The sequence below is a fragment of the Sporomusa sp. genome (genome assembly GCF_035561255.1).
Classification (GTDB): Bacteria; Bacillota; Negativicutes; order Sporomusales; family Sporomusaceae; genus Sporomusa.
Map to the genome: position 1 here is coordinate 14,469 of NZ_DATMXX010000071.1, position 17,925 is coordinate 32,393.

The window sequence follows — 17,925 nt, forward strand, 5'->3', positions numbered from 1 at the left end:
ATAGATGATACTCTTGGGGTCATACTGTCGAACGGCTATTGCTTAAAGGTAAGTAAATTATTTTCTTTATACCGCTTGGATCCTACAACGGACTTAGACGGGTGATACTTCAACAGGTGTAGTATGCCTTCTTGTCTGTATTAGTGCGGACAAGAAGGTTTTTTATTTACCCTCATCATGATAGGAGGGTGCGATATGGCTAGAATCGTTGAAAGTGTTACTGCAATGAGAGCCTTAGTTACTGAGGCCAGGAAAAAAGGCAAAAGTATCGGTTTTGTTCCTACCATGGGAGCTCTTCATGCCGGGCATCTGGAACTTATGAAAGAAGCTAAAAAATTGTGTGATGTAGTGGTGGTCAGCATCTTTGTAAACCCTACACAGTTTGGGCCGAACGAGGATTTTGACGCCTACCCGCGAACCTGGGACGAGGACTTGGCTGCATGCCGTTCAGTTGGGGTCGACGCTGTGTTTCATCCCCCGGCGCGCGAGTTATATCCGGATGGCTGGGGGACCTGGGTGGATGTAGGGGGCGTAACTGACAAGCTATGTGGTAAATCGCGGCCAACGCACTTTCGTGGTGTGGCCACAGTGGTAACTAAGCTGTTTAACATAGTGCAACCGGATAAGGCTTTTTTTGGTCAAAAGGATGCTCAGCAGGTGATTGTACTTAAAAAGATGGTTCGTGACCTGGACATGTTTAATGAGATCGTAATGGTGCCAATTGTCCGGGAGGCGGACGGGTTGGCTAAAAGCTCACGCAATGCATACTTAAGCCAGGAACAACGTCAGGCCGCATTAGTCCTAAATCAGAGTCTGAGTACAGCCTTCGATATGGCCGCGTCTGGTGAACGCGACATCACGGCAATAAAGGCTGCTGTCCTGAGGCACATCCAGTCGGTTTCTCTGGCAAATGTCGATTATGTAGAGATCTATTCCTTCCCAGACTTGGCAGAGATAGATATTCTGGACCAGGATGCACTCCTGGCTGTTGCCGTCAAATTTGGATCTACCAGGCTGATTGATAATATTATCCTGACCCCAAAACGTACTTAGGAGGCGAAATATGTTTTTGACAATGATGAAATCCAAAATCCACCGTGCAACTGTTACCGAGGCTAATCTAAACTATGTGGGCAGTATTACTATTGATGCGGCCTTATTACGGGCTGCGCATATTCTGCCTGGGGAAAAGGTACAAGTTGTTAACAATAATAATGGGGCCAGGTTGGAGACATATACCATCGCCGGTGAGGAGAACTCGGGAATTATCTGCCTGAATGGTGCGGCTGCAAGACTGGTGCAACCAGGCGATACTGTGATTATTATTACGTACGCGTTGGTAAGTGAACAGGAAGCAAGGCTGATAAAACCCGTTATTGTGATGGTTGATGACCATAATCACATTGTTGAATATAGGGATTGTGAACTTCATGGGCAAGTTAACTAGAGCCGCACAAATCGTAACAAAATATGTATCAATATGGGTTATTGCTGGTGCTGTTGTCGCATTTTACTATCCTGTGGCATTCAAGCCTCTCGCTCAAGAGATTCCTTATTTGCTGGCAATGATTATGCTGGGAATGGGACTAACCATGACACCCGGTGAATTTAAGCTTGTCTTGCAAAGACCGAAAGACATATTTTACGGCATAACGCTGCGTTATCTTATTATGCCTGTTGTGGCCTGGGGGGTAGCTAAATTGTTAGCATTACCGCCAGAACTAGCGGCAGGCCTGATCCTGGTTGGCTGTTGCCCAAGCGGGACGGCTTCTAACGTTATGACTTTTATTGCCAGAGGCGATACGGCTCTCTCTGTTTCGGTTTCCAGTTTAAATACCTTGTTGTCGCCGATTTTAACCCCGGCTATTTTCCTAATGTTGGTGGGGGCGATAATTCCTGTGAATACATCGGCGCTGTTTATTGATATTTTTAAAATAATTGTCTTACCGATCATTATTGGCGTATCACTCCGGTTAACGGCAGAAAAGTATGTAACATACCTTCAGCCTATCATTCCTGCTGTGTCCGTGATCTTGATTGTTATCACCATTGGTGTAGTTGTCGCACTCAATGCTGCAAAAATAAGCACTGTGGCGTTTATTGCGCTGCTGGCAGTTATTATGCATAATCTGCTGGGGCTGGGCTTAGGCTATGGTGCCTCCCGGACCTTGGGAATGAGTGAGCCAAAGTCCAGAGCGATTGCTTTTGAAATTGGGATCGAGAACTCTGGCCTGGCCGTAGCTCTGGCTTTGGCGCACTTAGATCCGATCGCTGCGATTCCGGGAGCAATTTTTAGCGTTTGGCATAATCTAAGCGGGAGTATCCTTGCCGCTTATTGGATCAAGAAGGATTTATCCGGACCAGATACTGGTAAAGTAGATACAGAAGTGATGGCCTCGTAGCTGGGATAATGATATGGTGCAAGAAAGAGTCCGCTCGGGCTCTTCTTTTTTTAGTCTAACAGAACAATGGCAGATAGACTCATAACATAACCCTTCTTCGTAGATACTTGTATATGAAGATAAATAAGTTACTAAGGAGGGCTAATTTGAAGAAGCAAGGAGAAGGTTTAACGGCTTGGCAGTTAACGATGCTGGCCTTAGGAACGGTAATTGGAGGCTCGTTTTTTCTTGGGTCAGCTGTTGCCATTCATGCTGCAGGTCCTGCAATTATAATCGCTTATATAGCTGGCGGTGCTCTGGTTTATGCTATTTTGTACGCACTATCGGAAATGACGGTTGCAGATCCGGCTCCAGGCTCTTTTCGTACTTTTGCAGAAAAGGCTTTTGGAACTGCTGTAGGCTTTGTTGTAGGCTGGGTTTACTGGACAGGGTTAGTGCTGGCAATGTCCAGTGAGGCAATTGCCGTATCAGCATTGCTGCGAAGCTGGCTTCCGGGCGTTTCCCTGCCACTGCTCGGCTCGGTCATTATTATCCTTGTCACCCTGCTTAATCTATTCGGGGCAGAGCGCTTAAGTAAACTGGAAAGTGGGCTTGCAGCCGTAAAACTCATTGCTATTGTGGGGTTTGTGGTTCTCGGCGTAGCGATCGTTAGTGGGCTAATGCCGGGGGTGTCGAACGCGGGGGCCGGCGCAGTGGCAAGTCAGCCAATTCTTCCCGGGGGAATTGGGGGACTTGCAGGGAGTATGCTGATTGTAATGTTTTCCTATGCAGGGTTTGAGGTGCTTGGGCTGGCCGCTTCTGAAACAGCTAATCCTGGGAAAACAGTACCTCAGGCAATTACATATACCGTTTTTGGCTTAGTTGGTTTATATGTGACTGCCATTGCCGCTTTAGTACTGCTTGTGCCAACAACTGCTTTGACGCCAGAACAAAGCCCCTTAGTGACTGCACTAGCCACCTGGAACTTTAACTGGGCGGGCAATATCATTAACATTGTCCTGGTAACTGCTATACTCTCAACAATGTTAGCGGCCATGTTTGGGCTGGGGCGCATGCTGCGATCGCTGGCCGACGAGGGACATGCTCCGGTATGGATGCAGGATAAAGGTGATATACCCTATAAAGGAATTGGCCTTTCAGGGTTCTCAATGCTTGCTGCGCTGGGCATCGGGCTATTGCTGCCTGAGCAGGTTTATCTTTTCCTGGTTAGCTCAGGTGGCTTTTCCTTACTTTTCTCATACTTTGTCATTCTGCTAACTCACCATAAACTACGGAAAAGTCATGGGTGTCCTCCTGACGGGCAATGCCAGCTGCCGGGATTCCCCGCTACTTCATTGATCGCTCTGGCAAGTATCGTGTTGATTATTGTAAGTATGCCGTTGATTCCCGGACAAGGGGCCGGCTTATTTGCGGGGTTGGGATTTGTAGTTTTGTTTTCCTTAATCTTTTTGGTAGCAAACAGATTTGAGAAACGAGAAATCTCAGCAGTTCCATCAGATAAGAAGGATGGCAATAACCAAGGGATACGGGCAATGGAGATGCAGTTTGAAACAGCGCAAGAGCTAACTTCTGAGACTAAACCATGTAAGGATCAGCAAGCGCCTCGTAGCCAAGGTACTGAAAATGATAGTAACTAAACCGCAAATGTAATATAAAACGATGCGCGTCAGGTGATTGCGCATCGTTTTTTTACTGTCCAAGGTGTATAGTGTATTGAAAATAACAGGAGATTGCCGTATGTAATGAAGTTGTAGCCATAAATAATGACAATAGATGTCGTAATTTGCTATAATGGATATGTTTTAAGGTTATTTTTTATGTATGAAGGGATTTTAGCAAATTAATGGCAAAACTACTATCAATCATAACAACCATTCCTTTCGGGCTTTTACTTATTAAGCTTATTGCCTTTCTTTGGTTAGAAACAGATTATGTCTTATTCAATACTATAAATAATTTCTCATATGCGATATATGCGCTTGCTATGTTATTAAGCTGGTGGTTTAATCGCAGCCGGGTCTTTTTTATTGCTACAGTGATTGCCCTCTGTCAATATGCTCTCAGTGATTTGGCCGCAACTACTGTGGGTATACCGGATTTGCCTGCAGTTATGTATCCTGTTGTTTGTATGTTGCTGCCTGTTAATATATTTATCTTTTCCCTATTAAAAGAGCGTGGTATTTTCAATACCTGGGGTTTAGGGCGTTTTAGTATTGTTGGCTTTCAATTGTTCTATATTTCACTGGCAACAATATCAAATGATCAAACTTTGCTCAGCTTTTTTCATAAAGAAGCTCAGGCTGAAACGCTGTTTACTTTCGGCGCAATACCTCAAGCTGCGATTTTGGCGTATAGCCTGGCATTCTTGGTGCTTGTAATAAGGCAACTAAAGAATCATACACATATAGATAATGCCATACTAACTGTATTAATCACCACAATGATTGCGTTGCATTTAAGCACTCAGCCCATAGCGATCCCCGTTTTCTTTGGTGTTGCCGGCGTTATGCTGATCGTTGCGGTGATCCAGGATTCATACTCTATGGCGTACCTGGATGAACTGACTGGCTTACCAGCCCGCCGTGCGCTTAAAGAGGAACTGATGAAATTAAGAGGCGAGTATACAATCGCGATGGTGGACATAGACTTTTTTAAGAAGTTTAATGATACTTACGGGCATGACACCGGCGATGATGTACTGCGTTTGGTGGCATCTGTGCTCAAAAAGGTAACTGGCGGGGGGAAGGCCTTCCGCTATGGCGGTGAAGAGTTTACGATAGTTTTCCCTCACGCCAAAATTGCAGATGTCTTACCCTTTCTGGAAGAATTGCGCATGGCAGTGGAAAAAACCCCCTACGCGTACCAGGGCCGCAAAGAGAAAAAGACCAAGAGAAAACCAGGTGGCAAGCAGCTCTTTGTAACAATTAGTGTGGGGGTGGCTGAGCGCAGTGAAAAGAACAAACAAACGCAGGATGTAATCAAAGCTGCCGACACAGCCCTCTATCGTGCCAAGAAAAAGGGACGCAACTGTGTAAGTAAATAAAGCGCGATTTATGGGAAGAGTAGAGTAAACTATAATAACTATTTAACAGACTCAGGAGAACCGTCCCCGTGAGTCACCTGTGAGTCTGATAAGGTAGGTGAGTTTGATGGTAAAGTCGTGGAAAAGTTTCCTGATAGGTGCCCTCTCAATGTTGTTGGTTGTTGTTATAGCGGCTTATCTGTTTTTCCCAGGTATGGACAAGAGTTTTACTATACCTGAAAAGGGATTCACAGATTCAGCAGACCTGGCTAATCGGGTTACAATTACGCCGATGCCGTCATTGCGGATTATTCATGGAATTGAGGTTCCTTTTACAGGAAAAATTGAATTGCGGCAGGCAATTGCGGGGCGAGCCGCCCGGGACATATCTGTTGTCAATTTTGAAGCAACTGGCGAGAATGCGGAGAAATCGGTTATTAAGATTGTATGGGAGAATGGTGAGATTGAAAAAGTGTCTCCAGGCACAAAAAACAAAATTTTTTCAGCTGATAAGAGAGCTGTAGAAATTATAGTAGCAGGGTACAGTATGCACGAAAGGCGAATTTTTAGAGACAATAGCCGCAAAGGTACTCTTACCTGGGAAATTCGTTATGAACCGGTCGAGTGACAAAACATAACCGGAATATCAAAAAGTGTATTGATTGAATATAAACGGGACTGTGACCCGGTTTGTTTATATGCGTGGGATTTTAGTTTTGTTATATAACAAAAAAGCCCTACTAAGAGAGGCTTATACAGCTAATCTCCAATAGGGTCTTTAATTAGCTAAATGAGAGGCTTTACAGGAAATTGAGTCCGGAATTGGCGAGAAATTTTATTGATTAATGAGAGCTTAGGAACGAGGGGCAGGTTTTAGTTTCTTGTATAGTTATGCAGGATAAACTATATCGTATAACGAATGAAAGATCATGATTAACTTCCTGAAACTATAACACCAGTGTACATTAAAGTTATAGGGCTTATTTTTATGAAGGAGTGTTTCCTGCTATGAAAGGTTTCTCAAAACTTACCCAAGGGCTGTTAGGTCAGCCAATGTTGGATATTTTAACAAATGTCTGCGCGCTGGAGGCTGCCGGTAAAAAGGTTTACCGGTTTGAGGTTGGTGATGCAAATATAGACGCCTATCCCCATGTTATTGCCGCTACCAAAGAGGCTCTGGATAGAGGTCATACCAAATATGTCGATTCACTTGGCATTCCCCCCTTAAGGGAGGCTATTTGCGACTACACCGAGCGGAAACTGGGCTTTAAGCCTGATGTGTCCCAGGTAGCCATTATGCCGGCTAACAGTGTTATTGATTTTGTTATGCGCTGTGTGATTGACCCGGGTGAGGAGGTCATTTTTTCTGATCCGGGGTTTGCTGTATACATTGCTGTGGCAAGTTATCTGGGGATTAAAGCAGTTAAGGTGCCGGTAAGGGAAGAGAATGAATTTCGGCTTAACCCTGCCGACTTGTTGTCCCGGATCACCGATAAGACCAGACTGATTATTATTACATCGCCACAAAATCCAACCGGTGGTGTAATGACAGAAGCCGAGATGCTGCAGGTGGCCGAAATCGCCAGGGAAAAAGATATTTATCTGCTAAGTGATGAGATCTACGCGGAGAATATTTATGATTGCCAGCATTACTCGCCTGCTGTGGTTGATCAATGCCGGGAAAGAACGATTATTTTAAGTGGTTTTTCAAAAGGTCATTCCATGTCCGGCTGGCGATTAGGGTATGCCATCGGACCGGCAGATCTGATTGCCAAAATGGGTCAAATGTTTGAGACTGTCTATACTTGTGTACCGCCATTTATTCAATATGCCGGCATTAGCGCCCTCAATACTTCTCCAGAGTTAATGGCGCAACGTATCAGCCGTTATAAAAAGTTACGTGATCTTATGGTGGAAAAACTGAATGAGCTGCCTGGTATTACCTGTGCCACACCGAAAGGGGCCATCTACGTTTTTCCCAATATTACCGGTACCGGGCTTACTAGTAGAGAATTTGCCACACTTATGCTGGAAAAGGCCGGTGTGGCGGTGGTGCCCGGTTCCTGCTTTGGTGAAGGCGGTGAAGGGTATGTCCGCCTATGTTATGTTCGCGATGAGGAAATGATCACAGAGGCCTGTGCAGCAATGAAAAGCGTATTAACCGACCTGCTATAATTAACCCGAAACAGGGTAAGTGAAACTAATCACTTGACAGGGGATGTTTTGTATCTTAGAATAAAGGAAAAGCATAATAACTAAACATAATATGTAGCTTAGTCATAGTAGACTTTCTCGCAAATCGTGAGAAAGTCTTTTTTTTTGGTCAGTTGTCTGGTAGCTGCTGGCCGGTAAAAAGATATGTCCCAATAATAAAGTTGGAGGTTGTTATGTCTGAATTGCTTGAATGCCTGTTGCAGGCACTGTTGCCAATTGCACGTATTACCGGTGGGTATGCCACGGTTACTGATAAAGCTGGTGTCCGGATTAGGACTGTCGATTCCCAGGGGCAGGAGGTTGAAACATTAAAAGGCAAGATATTTAACTTAGCTAAGGAAGCCGGCAGTACCGGGATGGTTAGTGTCGGTCCGTCACAAATTACCGAGGGGGCTGAGGCCTGGAGCTTACCCTTAGGCGAATATGTACTTGCTGCAAGCAATTTTGAGCGGTTGAAATGTGAGCAGGAGTTAGAGGAGTCATTGAAGCTGGCCTTGCCGTTTATTGCCAGGGTCGCCGGCGGTGAGGCCGTGCTGTTTAATGAGGAGGGGCGCAGGGTAGCCAGTGTCGGTATTGATGGTCAAACCAATAGTAATTATATTGGTAAAGTCAGTGTTGCGGCCCAACAAGCCATTCAGAGCCAGCGGCCGGTGATTGGCGATTCTATGTCAGGGATGGGGGCTGTAGCTGTGCGAATCCCTATCACGAGAAAGTTTGGTTTCGGATTTAATAATGAGCAAGGTGTAAGAAAACAGCAAAAATTAATGGAGGAAGTCAAGAAATTCCAATATGCCCGTTACAATTTTTCCGATATTATTGGGTCAAGTGAAGCAATTGAAAAAATGAAAAGCAGGGCAGCGTTTGTTGCGAAAGGAATATCGTCTATTATTATCTCTGGCGAGACCGGTACCGGCAAGGAGTTATTTGCCCAGTCAATTCATAATGCCAGCGAGCGGCGGAGTAATCCCTTTATTGCCATTAATTGCGGTGCCCTGCCTGAATCGCTTATTGAAAGTTGTTTTTTTGGTTATGAAGAAGGGGCGTTTACCGGCGCCAAAAAAAGAGGAAGCTCAGGGGCGTTTGAGCAGGCTAATGGCGGGACAATATTTCTTGATGAAATCAGTGAAATGGACTTTAATTTACAGAGTAAATTATTGCGGGTATTACAGGAACGGGAGGTTACCCGCATCGGTGGCGGGAAGCCTTTCCGGGTTGATGTGAGGGTTATTGCCTCAACCAACCGCGACCTTGTTGAGATGATCAACAATGGGTCTTTCAGAAATGACCTATACTATCGTTTAAATGTTGTTGAACTCAAAGTTCCGTCCTTACGGGAGCGATCAGAGGATATTCCGGCGTTGGTCAAAATATTTATCAGTGAGTTTAATAATCTGCTGGGTAAATTTGTGACAGGGATTTCCGAGCAAGCGGTATACCATTTATGCCGGTATCAATGGCCTGGTAATATCCGCGAATTAAAAAATTGCATTGAATATATGATGAACATTGTCAGTGTTAACGAAAGTACAATTGAAATGAACCATTTACCTCATTATATTCATGGCTCACTACCGGAAGGGAAACAGCAGCAGCAGATCGGAACTTTGGCTGGAGCGGTGGCTGTGGTCGAACGGGAGTCTATCATTGGTGCTTTGAAATACACGGGCGGGGCTAAACGTGAAGCTGCTAAGCTCCTGGGGGTTAGTACAACAACACTGTGGCGTAAGATGGTCGAGCTGGGAATTGTAACAAATGTGAGTATCCAATGAAGTGGGTGTGATAATTGCGATTATGGAAGATACATTGCAAGAATAAAATGCAATAAAAGCCGGTATTAATGTATTTCTCGGTAATTACGGTAAAGAGCATTTCGAAATTGGAATGCTCTTTGTTTATAAAGGATGGTTTTTTTTAATTAAGTTCGAAAAATGCTGCCAGTTAGCTAAAATAATGTGGGTTTCCCCCCTGTTTTGCCCATGAATAAGAGGTTTCGACAAATTGGCATGATAATTGCTATATAATAATGCAAGTCCAAAATTGAGGGGGTGGAACCATTTATGGAATTTGCTTACTATAATCCGAAAAGCATTCAAGCCCTGGTAGACACTCTGAGCGGGCTGAACAACTATGCTTTACTTGCCGGCGGTACTGATTTATTAGTAAAAATGAAAGAAAAACTGCTGCGGCCAATGCCGGAAGCAGTCGTTGATATAAATGGTATTGATAGTTTACAACAAATTACCGATGAAGACGGTTATTTATGGATTGGGCCGCTTGTCAGCCATACCGATCTGACCAAGTCGGACCTAGTCAACCAAAAAGCAGTAATTCTGGCAGAAGCGGCCGGGCAGGTTGGTTCGCCGCAGATTAGAAATAAAGGGACAATAGGGGGTAATATTTGTAATGCATCACCTGCTGCCGACACTGTCCCGGCCTTGCTCGCTCTTGATGCACAGGTGAAACTCCGGAGTCAGGGCGGTTTTTTGGAACTGCCGTTAGCTGATGTGTTTAAAGGGCCAGGTAGAACCTGTTTAGTACCCGGACAATTTATTGCCCAGATCAAAGTTCGCCAAATCCAACCTGATGAAGGAGCGGCTTTTCTAAAATTTGGCAAACGAAAAGCATTGGCTATTGCTATCATTAATTGTGCTGCCTGGTTGAAAGTAAGTGATGGAATAATCAGTGATACCCGAATTGCCTTTGGTTCAGTGGCTCCTACCCCAATTCGGTTATACGAACTGGAAAAATGGCTGATTGGCAAACAGGCCAATGCCGAAGTATTTACCCAGGCCGGTGAAATCGCAGCTCAACTGCTTAAACCAATTGACGACGTGCGCAGTAAAGCCAGTTATCGTACCCGTCTGGCCCGGGTTATTGTGTTCAGGGCTTTAGTGACCGCACTGGAGCGAGTTGAAGTGGGGTGCAGGTGGTGAGTAAAAAAGCCATCGCCTTTACCTTAAACGGGCAGAAGACGGAGATTGCCGTTGAACCTAACCTGTTGCTTGTCGATATGCTGCGCAACCGGTTAGGGCTGACAGGTACCAAAATTGGTTGTGGTGAAGGTGACTGTGGGGCCTGTACTGTGCTTATAGATGGCAAAACTGTGAACTCCTGCTTGATACTGGCCTTACAGATTGAGGGGCATGAGGTGCTTACTGTTGAGGGGCTGGGTACCTATGATAAACTGCATCCGCTGCAAGCGGCATTTATTGACGAGGGTGCGGTACAGTGCGGTTTTTGTACTCCGGGCATGCTGCTCAGTGCCAAATCACTGTTGGATGACAACCCAAAACCTACGCGGCAGCAAATAGCCAAACATATTTCAGGGAATTTGTGCCGCTGCACCGGTTACGCCAAAATTATTAATGCCATTGAAAAGGTAGCAAACAGTCAATAGGCCTGGGAGGTGAGTAAATTGAGCCAATATCGGATCGTGGGACAGTCGGTGAAAAAGTTGGATGCAGTTGACAAAGTACTGGGAAAAGCTCAATTTGCCGCTGATATTCATTTTGACGGCATGTTACATATAAAAGTATTTCGCAGCAGCGTGCCGCATGGGATATTACGTTCGATTGATGTGTCCAAGGCTGAGATGCTGCCAGGCGTTGTGGTGATTCTGACCGGTAAAGATGTACCAGGCACTAACAGCACCGGGATGATCGTAAAGGATGAACCCGTATTGGTCAGAAATAACGAGAAGATCCGTAAAATAGGTGATCCACTGGCTTTGATTGCGGCCGAGACCGAGGCGCTGGCCGAAAAAGCGTTGGAACTTATTGAAGTAGATATAGAAGTATTACCGCCGGTATTTGACCCAGTGGCAGCCATGTCAGATTCTGCTCCCAGGATTTATGAAGATGGTAATATATTGGCTGTCCGTAAAATTCGTAAAGGTGATACTGGCGCAGCTTTTCAACGGTGTGCAGTGGTGGTTGAAGAAGAATACCGGACACAAATGGTAGAACACGGCTATATTGAACCAGAAGCCGGGGTAGCAAAACTTGATGGTGATGTGGTCACGATCTGGGTATCTACTCAAAACACACATTTTGACGCGAAAGAGGTAGCCCGGAATCTCAAAATGGGGCTGGATAAGGTACGGGTGATTCAGGCGGCGACCGGCGGCGGGTTTGGTGGAAAACTGGATATTTCGGTGCAGGTTCATTTAGGTTTGATCGCGATGAGAACACGACGGCCTGTAAAACTTGTCTATTCACGAACCGAATCGATTGTTAATTCCTCCAAACGGCACCCTTGTACGATAAAAATGAAGACAGGCGCTGACGGGAACGGTAAACTGCTGGCAATGGAGTGCTCAATTATTGGTGATACCGGAGCCTATGCATCATATGGGCCGGGAACACTGACCCGGACAGCGGTGCATGCGACCGGACCCTACGAAATTCCCCATGTTGCGATTGAGGCTTATACGGTATATACCAACAATCCGACAGCAGGGGCTATGCGTGGGTTTGGCGTACCGCAGGTCGCTTTTGCCCATGAGGCCCAGATGGATATGCTGGCTGAGAAAATCGGCATATCGCCGCTGGAGATCAGACTGCTAAATGCGTTTCGTCCTGGTTCTGTGACTGCGACCGGGGCAGAGTTACAGCAGAGTATCGGGATTATCCCGACCCTGGAAAAGACTGCAGCAGCGAAAACACTTATAAGCAGCCCTGACTTCAATGCGAAGTGGCGCAAAAAGCGTGGCACCGGTATGGCTTCCATGTGGTATGGCATTGGTAATACCGGGCTGCCCAATCCATCCGGGGCTTATGTGAATTTACTGGATGACGGAACGGTGCTTGTTTTAACCGGCTGCGCCGACATTGGACAAGGATCTGATACTGTTTTGGCCCAGATTGTAGCTGAGGAGTTCGGCATTGATATGGAGGATATTCGCGTGGTATCGGCCGATACCGGAATTACCCCTGACGGCGGGGCGTCGTCGGCCAGCCGTCAGACATACATCTCCGGCAATGCGGTGCGCCTGGCTGCACAAGAAGCGAAAAAAGTACTTATTGAGATGGCCGCAGTCATGTTAGGGGTTGTCCCTGCTGACGTGGTAGTAGGTCATAAGGAACTTAGTGTCAGGGCTGCTTCAGATAAGTCGCAATTTTTATCAGATTGTCTCAGTGAATGCCGCCTTGATTTAGGCTTGTCGCCTAAAGGAAAGGGTCAGTCGGTATCGTTGGCCGACTGTATTGCTCAATGCCGGATGAAAGGTAAGCTCACCCTTGGTCACGGCTGGTTTAACCCGGATACTACCGGTCTGGATCCGGAAACCGGACAGGGTAAACCCTATGCCACCTATGCGTTTGCTACGCAAATTGCTGAAATAGAAGTAGATACTGAATCAGGTGAGATTGAGGTTATCCGGATTGTTGCCGCACATGATGTGGGACAGGCCATTAACCCGCTTAATATTGAAGGCCAGATTGAAGGCGGCTGTACGATGGGCTTGGGGTATGCATTAACAGAAGAAATACAGGTGCATGAGGGAAAGATCCTGACCAAAAATCTGGCAACATACCTTATGCCAACCGCACTGGATGTTCCCCCAATGTACCCACTCATCGTGGAAGAGCCTGAACTAACCGGCCCATTTGGCGCAAAAGGGGTAGGTGAACCGACGCTGATCCCCACCGCTGCGGCAATTGCCAATGCCGTATATAACGCGATTGGGGTGCGATTTACTGAATTACCAATAACCCCGGAGAAAGTTTTAGCCAGATTGCAGGAACTTTAGCAGAGTTAGCGTGATATCTCTAATTCATTCACCAACCGGTGTGCTGGAATCAACCGATGATTAATGACATTTGAATTCAACCTTTAGTGTAAGTGTGGAGAGCCGGTTTTGATTCCGGCCACCGCAGCTATAGCCAATGACGTCTAAGCTGTGATCGGTGTATAGATAGATTCATTGCAATGAGCCTATAAAAGGGCTGCCGCAGTGACAACCGAGACTAAGCGAGCAACGGTGCAGCAAGATGGAGGCGATGCATGAACAGGTTAGTATTGTGCGCGAGACTAATGAATTCTTATAAAAATAATTAATCAGAGGTATTTATTATGAATAACTATGGAACATCTGTGGTTGTAGCGGCAAGGCTTGACCGTCTGCCACTCTCCAGATTTCACTACAAATTACTAACTATTAATGGGTGTGCCTGGGCTTTTGATGCTTTTGATGTGGGCTTGGTAACCTTTATCGCTACAGCGCTGATCCAGGCCTGGCATCTAAGCCCGGCGCAAGTGGGAATTTTGCTTAGTTCAGGATTATTAGGCATGATGGCAGGAGCTTTTCTGTCAGGTCCTGCAGCAGACCGCTTTGGCCGTAAGGCTGTTTTTCAATGGACAATGTTGTTGTTCTCAGCTGCCTCTCTGGCCTGTGCTTTTGCCTGGGACTTTACATCATTAATTTGCTTTCGTTTCTTAGTTGGTGTGGGGCTAGGTGGCGAGACCCCGGTAGTTACTGCGCTGATGGGGGAATTTATTCCGGCAAAGGACCGGGGGAAAGTCCAGGGCCTGCTTAATACGTTCTGGGCAGTCGGCTGGCTTGCGGCCGCGGCACTTTCCTACTTTATTATTCCGGGTATTCAGGATGGCTGGCGATGGGCTTTTGCTATCGGGGCTCTACCGGCCCTTTACATCTGGGTAGTTCGCCGGAAACTGCCGGAATCTCCCCGGTGGCTTGCTTTGCAGGGACGGGATAAGGAAGCGTTGGCAATTGTTGACCAGATTGAGGCTGAGGTAGCGAAAACCAGCAAAATACCACCAGTCACGGAAGCCTCTATGGCGGCTGTTTCTGTAGCAGGTAAGGGGTCTATTGGAACTTTGTTCTCACCGCAGTACTGGCGAACAACACTAATGCTGTGGCTGCTCTGGTTTTTGGGGATGTTCGGCTATTATGGCCTTTTCGCCTGGCTGCCTTCACTGCTTGTTAAGGCTGGTCATAGCATGGTCAAGTCTTTCCTCTATGTGGTTATCATGCAGCTGGCTTACATACCTAATCAAATATTATGTGCTTATGGCATGGACAAGTTTGGCAGAAAGCGGCTGCTGACAGCTAATCTGCTGTTAGCAGGAGTAGCTACAGTACTATTTGGCTGGGCTTTAGGCTATGGGGCTTTAGAGATTAGTCAGGTTGTACTTTTAGGAGTCCTGACCTCTTTCTTCGTATCAGGGGTATGGGGCATAACCTATACCTATACGCCAGAGCTTTATCCTACAAGTGTAAGGGTAACAGGAACAAGCATGGCGGCAACCTGGTCACGTCTGGGTTCGATGATGGCTCCGCTGGTTATCGGCTATGCACTTAACTTTATCGGCGTTACCGGGGCAATTGCTATAGTTGCCGGCGCATTTATCCTTGCCGGTATTGCAGTAGCAATCCTGGGCAGGGAAACCCAGGGGCGGGGCCTGCAATAAGAAGCAGATCATTATGTCCACCAATAGGCGTACGATGAATGTGGAGGTAATGCTGCTCATTCATCGCGGCCACAGCTATAGCCAAAGATGTCTAGGCTGTAACCGGTGTATAGATAGATTCATTGTGACAACCCGGCAGGGCTGAGCAATGATGGCTAACTTAGAGAGCGGCAACGGTGCAGCTGGATGGAGGCGATGCAAAAAAAAGTTAAGCAATAAAACGTTTTTAGATCCAAAATGAAGGAGTTGTTTACATGTCCACAATTACTGAGCGTTTAGGAAACTTACCTCTCGGGAAATTCCACTGGCGGTTATTGCTGATTATGTGTTTAGGCTGGGCGTTTGATGCCATGGACACAGGTATTATTTCCTTTGTTTTACCCAAGCTGATTGCTACATGGAAATTGAGTTCGGCGCAAGTTGGCTTTGTTGGTAGTGTAGGTTTGATTGGCATGGCTATCGGTGCAATGCTTGGCGGCACGATTGCTGACTATATTGGCCGGAAAAAGGTTTTTGCCGCAACCCTGATTATCTACAGCCTGGGAACAGGCGCCTGCGGCTTATCCTGGAATTACGAGTCATTGCTCTTTTTCCGTTTTTTAGTTGGTTTTGGCTTAGGTGGACAACTGCCTGTTGCTATTACTTTAATGAGCGAGTATTCTCCTACTAAATACCGGGGCCGGATGATTGTACTGCTCGAAAGCGCCTGGGCTTTTGGCTGGCTGGCGGCTTCAATTATCTCCTACCTGATTATTCCTAAGTACGGCTGGGAGGTTGCTTTTTATATCGGTGCCCTGCCGGCATTATACGTCTTTTACCTGTGGCGGACTGTACCGGAATCGGCGCTGTTCCTGATGAAAAAAGGACAGGTAGACGAAGCTCATGCCTTGGTGTCCGATATTGAAAAAGAGCTTGGCGTAACGCCAGGCCAGAAACCATCGCTGGCGGAAATACAGACAGCTGCGTCAGCGCCTGCGTTTAGTGTATTGCAGTTGTTTAGCCCTAAATATATTAAGCGGACTGCCTGCTTATGGATCCTGTGGTTTTGCATCGTATTCTCCTATTATGGTATTTTCCTCTGGCTGCCTACCCTGCTGGTTAAAGCCGGACACAATATGGTCCAGTCCTTTGAGTTTGTATTATGGATGACAGTAGCGCAAATCCCGGGATATTTTGCCGCAGCTGCGCTGGTCGATAAGCTTGGCCGCAAAGCAACTATGGCAACTTTCCTGCTTGGCTGCGCATTCTCGGCGTACATGTTTGGCAGCGCGGTTTCGGTTACTGATATCTATTTGTGGGGCTGCCTGATGTCCTTCTTCAATCTTGGTGCCTGGGGTATTTTATATACCTACACTCCTGAACTGTATCCCACAGAGGCGCGCACCACCGGTGTGGGCTGGGCAGCAGGCTTCGGCCGGATTGGCGGTATCGCCGCCCCAATGGTTGTTGCGGCGATGATTACCGGTCCTGATAAAATTCCACTGGTATTTATGATGTTTACGGCAGTGTTGGTTATCGCTGCGTTAGACATGATTGTCCTGGGTGATGAAACCAAACAAAAAGCATTAAATTAGACGGCACTGAAAAAGAATCGGCAGAGAAATGGATGTTTCTCTGCCTGTTCTTTAAAATCTCTGGAGGTGGCTGAAATGGCATATACAGCGATAACAAATATTGGAATTCTGGTCTCCGGAAATATTAATGAGCCGGTTTTGCCGGCTGACACGATTATTATTCATGACGGAAAGATTGAGGCTGTGGGCGGCCCAAAACTTCTTGATGATCTTAAACTACATTCTGATGCATACAAACTCATTGATGCCGGTGGGATGACGGTAGTGCCGGGGTTGATTGATTCACATGTTCACCCGGTTATTGGCGATTATACCCCCAGGCAGAAAATGGCTGATTTTATAGATAGTTCTTTACATGGCGGTGTAACTACCATGATCTCGGCTGGTGAGTGTCATACCCCCGGCCGGCCTACTGATCCGGTGGGGGTAAAGGCCCTGGCCGTACTGGCACAACGCTCTTTTCAGAAACAACGTCCCGGTGGTGTAAAGGTTCATGGCGGTGCGGTCATTTTGGAAAAAGGGTTGACTGAGGCTGATTTTGCTGAATTAGCGGCCAATGGCGTCTGGCTGGTTGGTGAAGTCGGGCTGGGTTCAATTAAAAAGCCGGCCGAGGCTGCGCCGATGGTTGAGTGGGCAAAAGCCCATGGGATGAAAGTCATGATGCATACCGGCGGTACCTCGATTCCCGGCAGTTCAACAGTTACAGCTGCGGATGTCATGGCGGTAAAGCCACACGTTGTTTCCCACATTAATGGCGGGCCGACAGCGATCTCGCCGGCAGAAGTCGATAAACTGATCACAGACAGTGACTTGATCCTGGAGGTTGTCCAATGCGGCAATCCCAAAATAGCTGACCAGACTGTGCGCAAATTGGCCGGACTGGGTCAACTAAATAGGGTTATCTTCGGCAATGATGCGCCCTCCGGCACCGGGGTTATTCCGCTGGGTATCCTGCGGACGATTGTTCAGACTGCCTGTATGTCCGATATCCCTGCTGAAACAGCGATCGCCATGGCTACCGGAAATACAGCCCGGGTGTACGGGCTTAATACCGGGATTATTGCTCCTGGTAAAGAAGCTGATCTGGCGATTATTGATACACCGCTGGGCTCGGTCGGCAGGAATGCGCTTGAAGCCATGCAGGCCGGAGACCTGCCCGGGGTGGCGCTGGTCTTAATTGATGGCGAAATCAAAGTAAATACAAGCCGCAATACACCGCCGGCGGCAGGCAAGGTAACATTGGGGTAGACTGGCGGTGACATATACCAGTCCAGGACCGGAA

General features: G+C 46.8%; 14 protein-coding genes. All 14 read left to right on the forward strand.

Annotation, left to right across the window (positions count from 1 at the left end):
• Positions 1-195: 195 nt before the first annotated feature.
• The 14 genes from panC (at position 196) to VN379_RS04360 (ending at position 17,891) form a co-directional block, all read left to right on the forward strand.
• Entirely contained in the window at positions 196-1,053 is an 858-nt protein-coding gene (gene panC, locus VN379_RS04295) for a pantoate--beta-alanine ligase (RefSeq protein WP_325531146.1), read from the forward strand.
• Positions 1,054-1,063: 10 nt separating this feature from the next.
• Positions 1,064-1,447, forward strand: a complete 384-nt coding sequence (gene panD / locus VN379_RS04300) for an aspartate 1-decarboxylase (protein WP_325531148.1) — start codon at positions 1,064-1,066, stop codon at positions 1,445-1,447.
• A complete protein-coding gene (locus VN379_RS04305; protein ID WP_325531150.1) occupies positions 1,431-2,402 on the forward strand; it encodes a bile acid:sodium symporter family protein in 972 nt (323 codons plus the stop codon). The genes panD and VN379_RS04305 overlap by 17 nt, the downstream gene beginning before the upstream one ends.
• A gap of 146 nt (positions 2,403-2,548) precedes the next feature.
• Positions 2,549-4,039 carry an amino acid permease gene (locus tag VN379_RS04310; protein ID WP_325531152.1) on the forward strand — a complete coding sequence of 497 codons (1,491 nt, stop codon included), beginning with the start codon at positions 2,549-2,551 and terminating at the stop codon, positions 4,037-4,039.
• Between the two features lie 206 nt (positions 4,040-4,245).
• The gene (locus tag VN379_RS04315; RefSeq protein WP_325531154.1) at positions 4,246-5,445 is read left to right on the forward strand and encodes a GGDEF domain-containing protein; all 1,200 of its coding nucleotides are present in this window, start codon (positions 4,246-4,248) and stop codon (positions 5,443-5,445) included.
• Positions 5,446-5,593: 148 nt separating this feature from the next.
• Complete coding sequence (locus VN379_RS04320) at positions 5,594-6,052, forward strand: hypothetical protein (protein ID WP_325531156.1); 459 nt, start codon at positions 5,594-5,596, stop codon at positions 6,050-6,052.
• Positions 6,053-6,432: 380 nt separating this feature from the next.
• Positions 6,433-7,599: a pyridoxal phosphate-dependent aminotransferase gene (locus tag VN379_RS04325; RefSeq protein WP_325531158.1), complete on the forward strand. Its 1,167-nt coding sequence runs from the start codon at positions 6,433-6,435 to the stop codon at positions 7,597-7,599.
• A 212-nt stretch (positions 7,600-7,811) separates the two neighbouring features.
• Positions 7,812-9,407 carry a sigma-54 interaction domain-containing protein gene (locus VN379_RS04330; RefSeq protein ID WP_325531160.1) on the forward strand — a complete coding sequence of 532 codons (1,596 nt, stop codon included), beginning with the start codon at positions 7,812-7,814 and terminating at the stop codon, positions 9,405-9,407.
• A gap of 288 nt (positions 9,408-9,695) precedes the next feature.
• A complete protein-coding gene (locus tag VN379_RS04335; protein ID WP_325531162.1) occupies positions 9,696-10,571 on the forward strand; it encodes a xanthine dehydrogenase family protein subunit M in 876 nt (291 codons plus the stop codon).
• Complete coding sequence (locus VN379_RS04340; protein ID WP_325531164.1) at positions 10,568-11,035, forward strand: (2Fe-2S)-binding protein; 468 nt, start codon at positions 10,568-10,570, stop codon at positions 11,033-11,035. The genes VN379_RS04335 and VN379_RS04340 overlap by 4 nt, the downstream gene beginning before the upstream one ends.
• 18 nt (positions 11,036-11,053) lie before the next feature.
• Positions 11,054-13,387: a xanthine dehydrogenase family protein molybdopterin-binding subunit gene (locus VN379_RS04345; protein ID WP_325531166.1), complete on the forward strand. Its 2,334-nt coding sequence runs from the start codon at positions 11,054-11,056 to the stop codon at positions 13,385-13,387.
• Positions 13,388-13,710: 323 nt separating this feature from the next.
• Entirely contained in the window at positions 13,711-15,069 is a 1,359-nt protein-coding gene (locus VN379_RS04350; RefSeq protein ID WP_325531168.1) for an MFS transporter, read from the forward strand.
• A gap of 254 nt (positions 15,070-15,323) precedes the next feature.
• Positions 15,324-16,643 carry an MFS transporter gene (locus VN379_RS04355; RefSeq protein ID WP_325531170.1) on the forward strand — a complete coding sequence of 440 codons (1,320 nt, stop codon included), beginning with the start codon at positions 15,324-15,326 and terminating at the stop codon, positions 16,641-16,643.
• 75 nt (positions 16,644-16,718) lie between these two features.
• Entirely contained in the window at positions 16,719-17,891 is a 1,173-nt protein-coding gene (locus VN379_RS04360; protein ID WP_325531172.1) for an amidohydrolase family protein, read from the forward strand.
• Positions 17,892-17,925 lie beyond the last annotated feature (34 nt).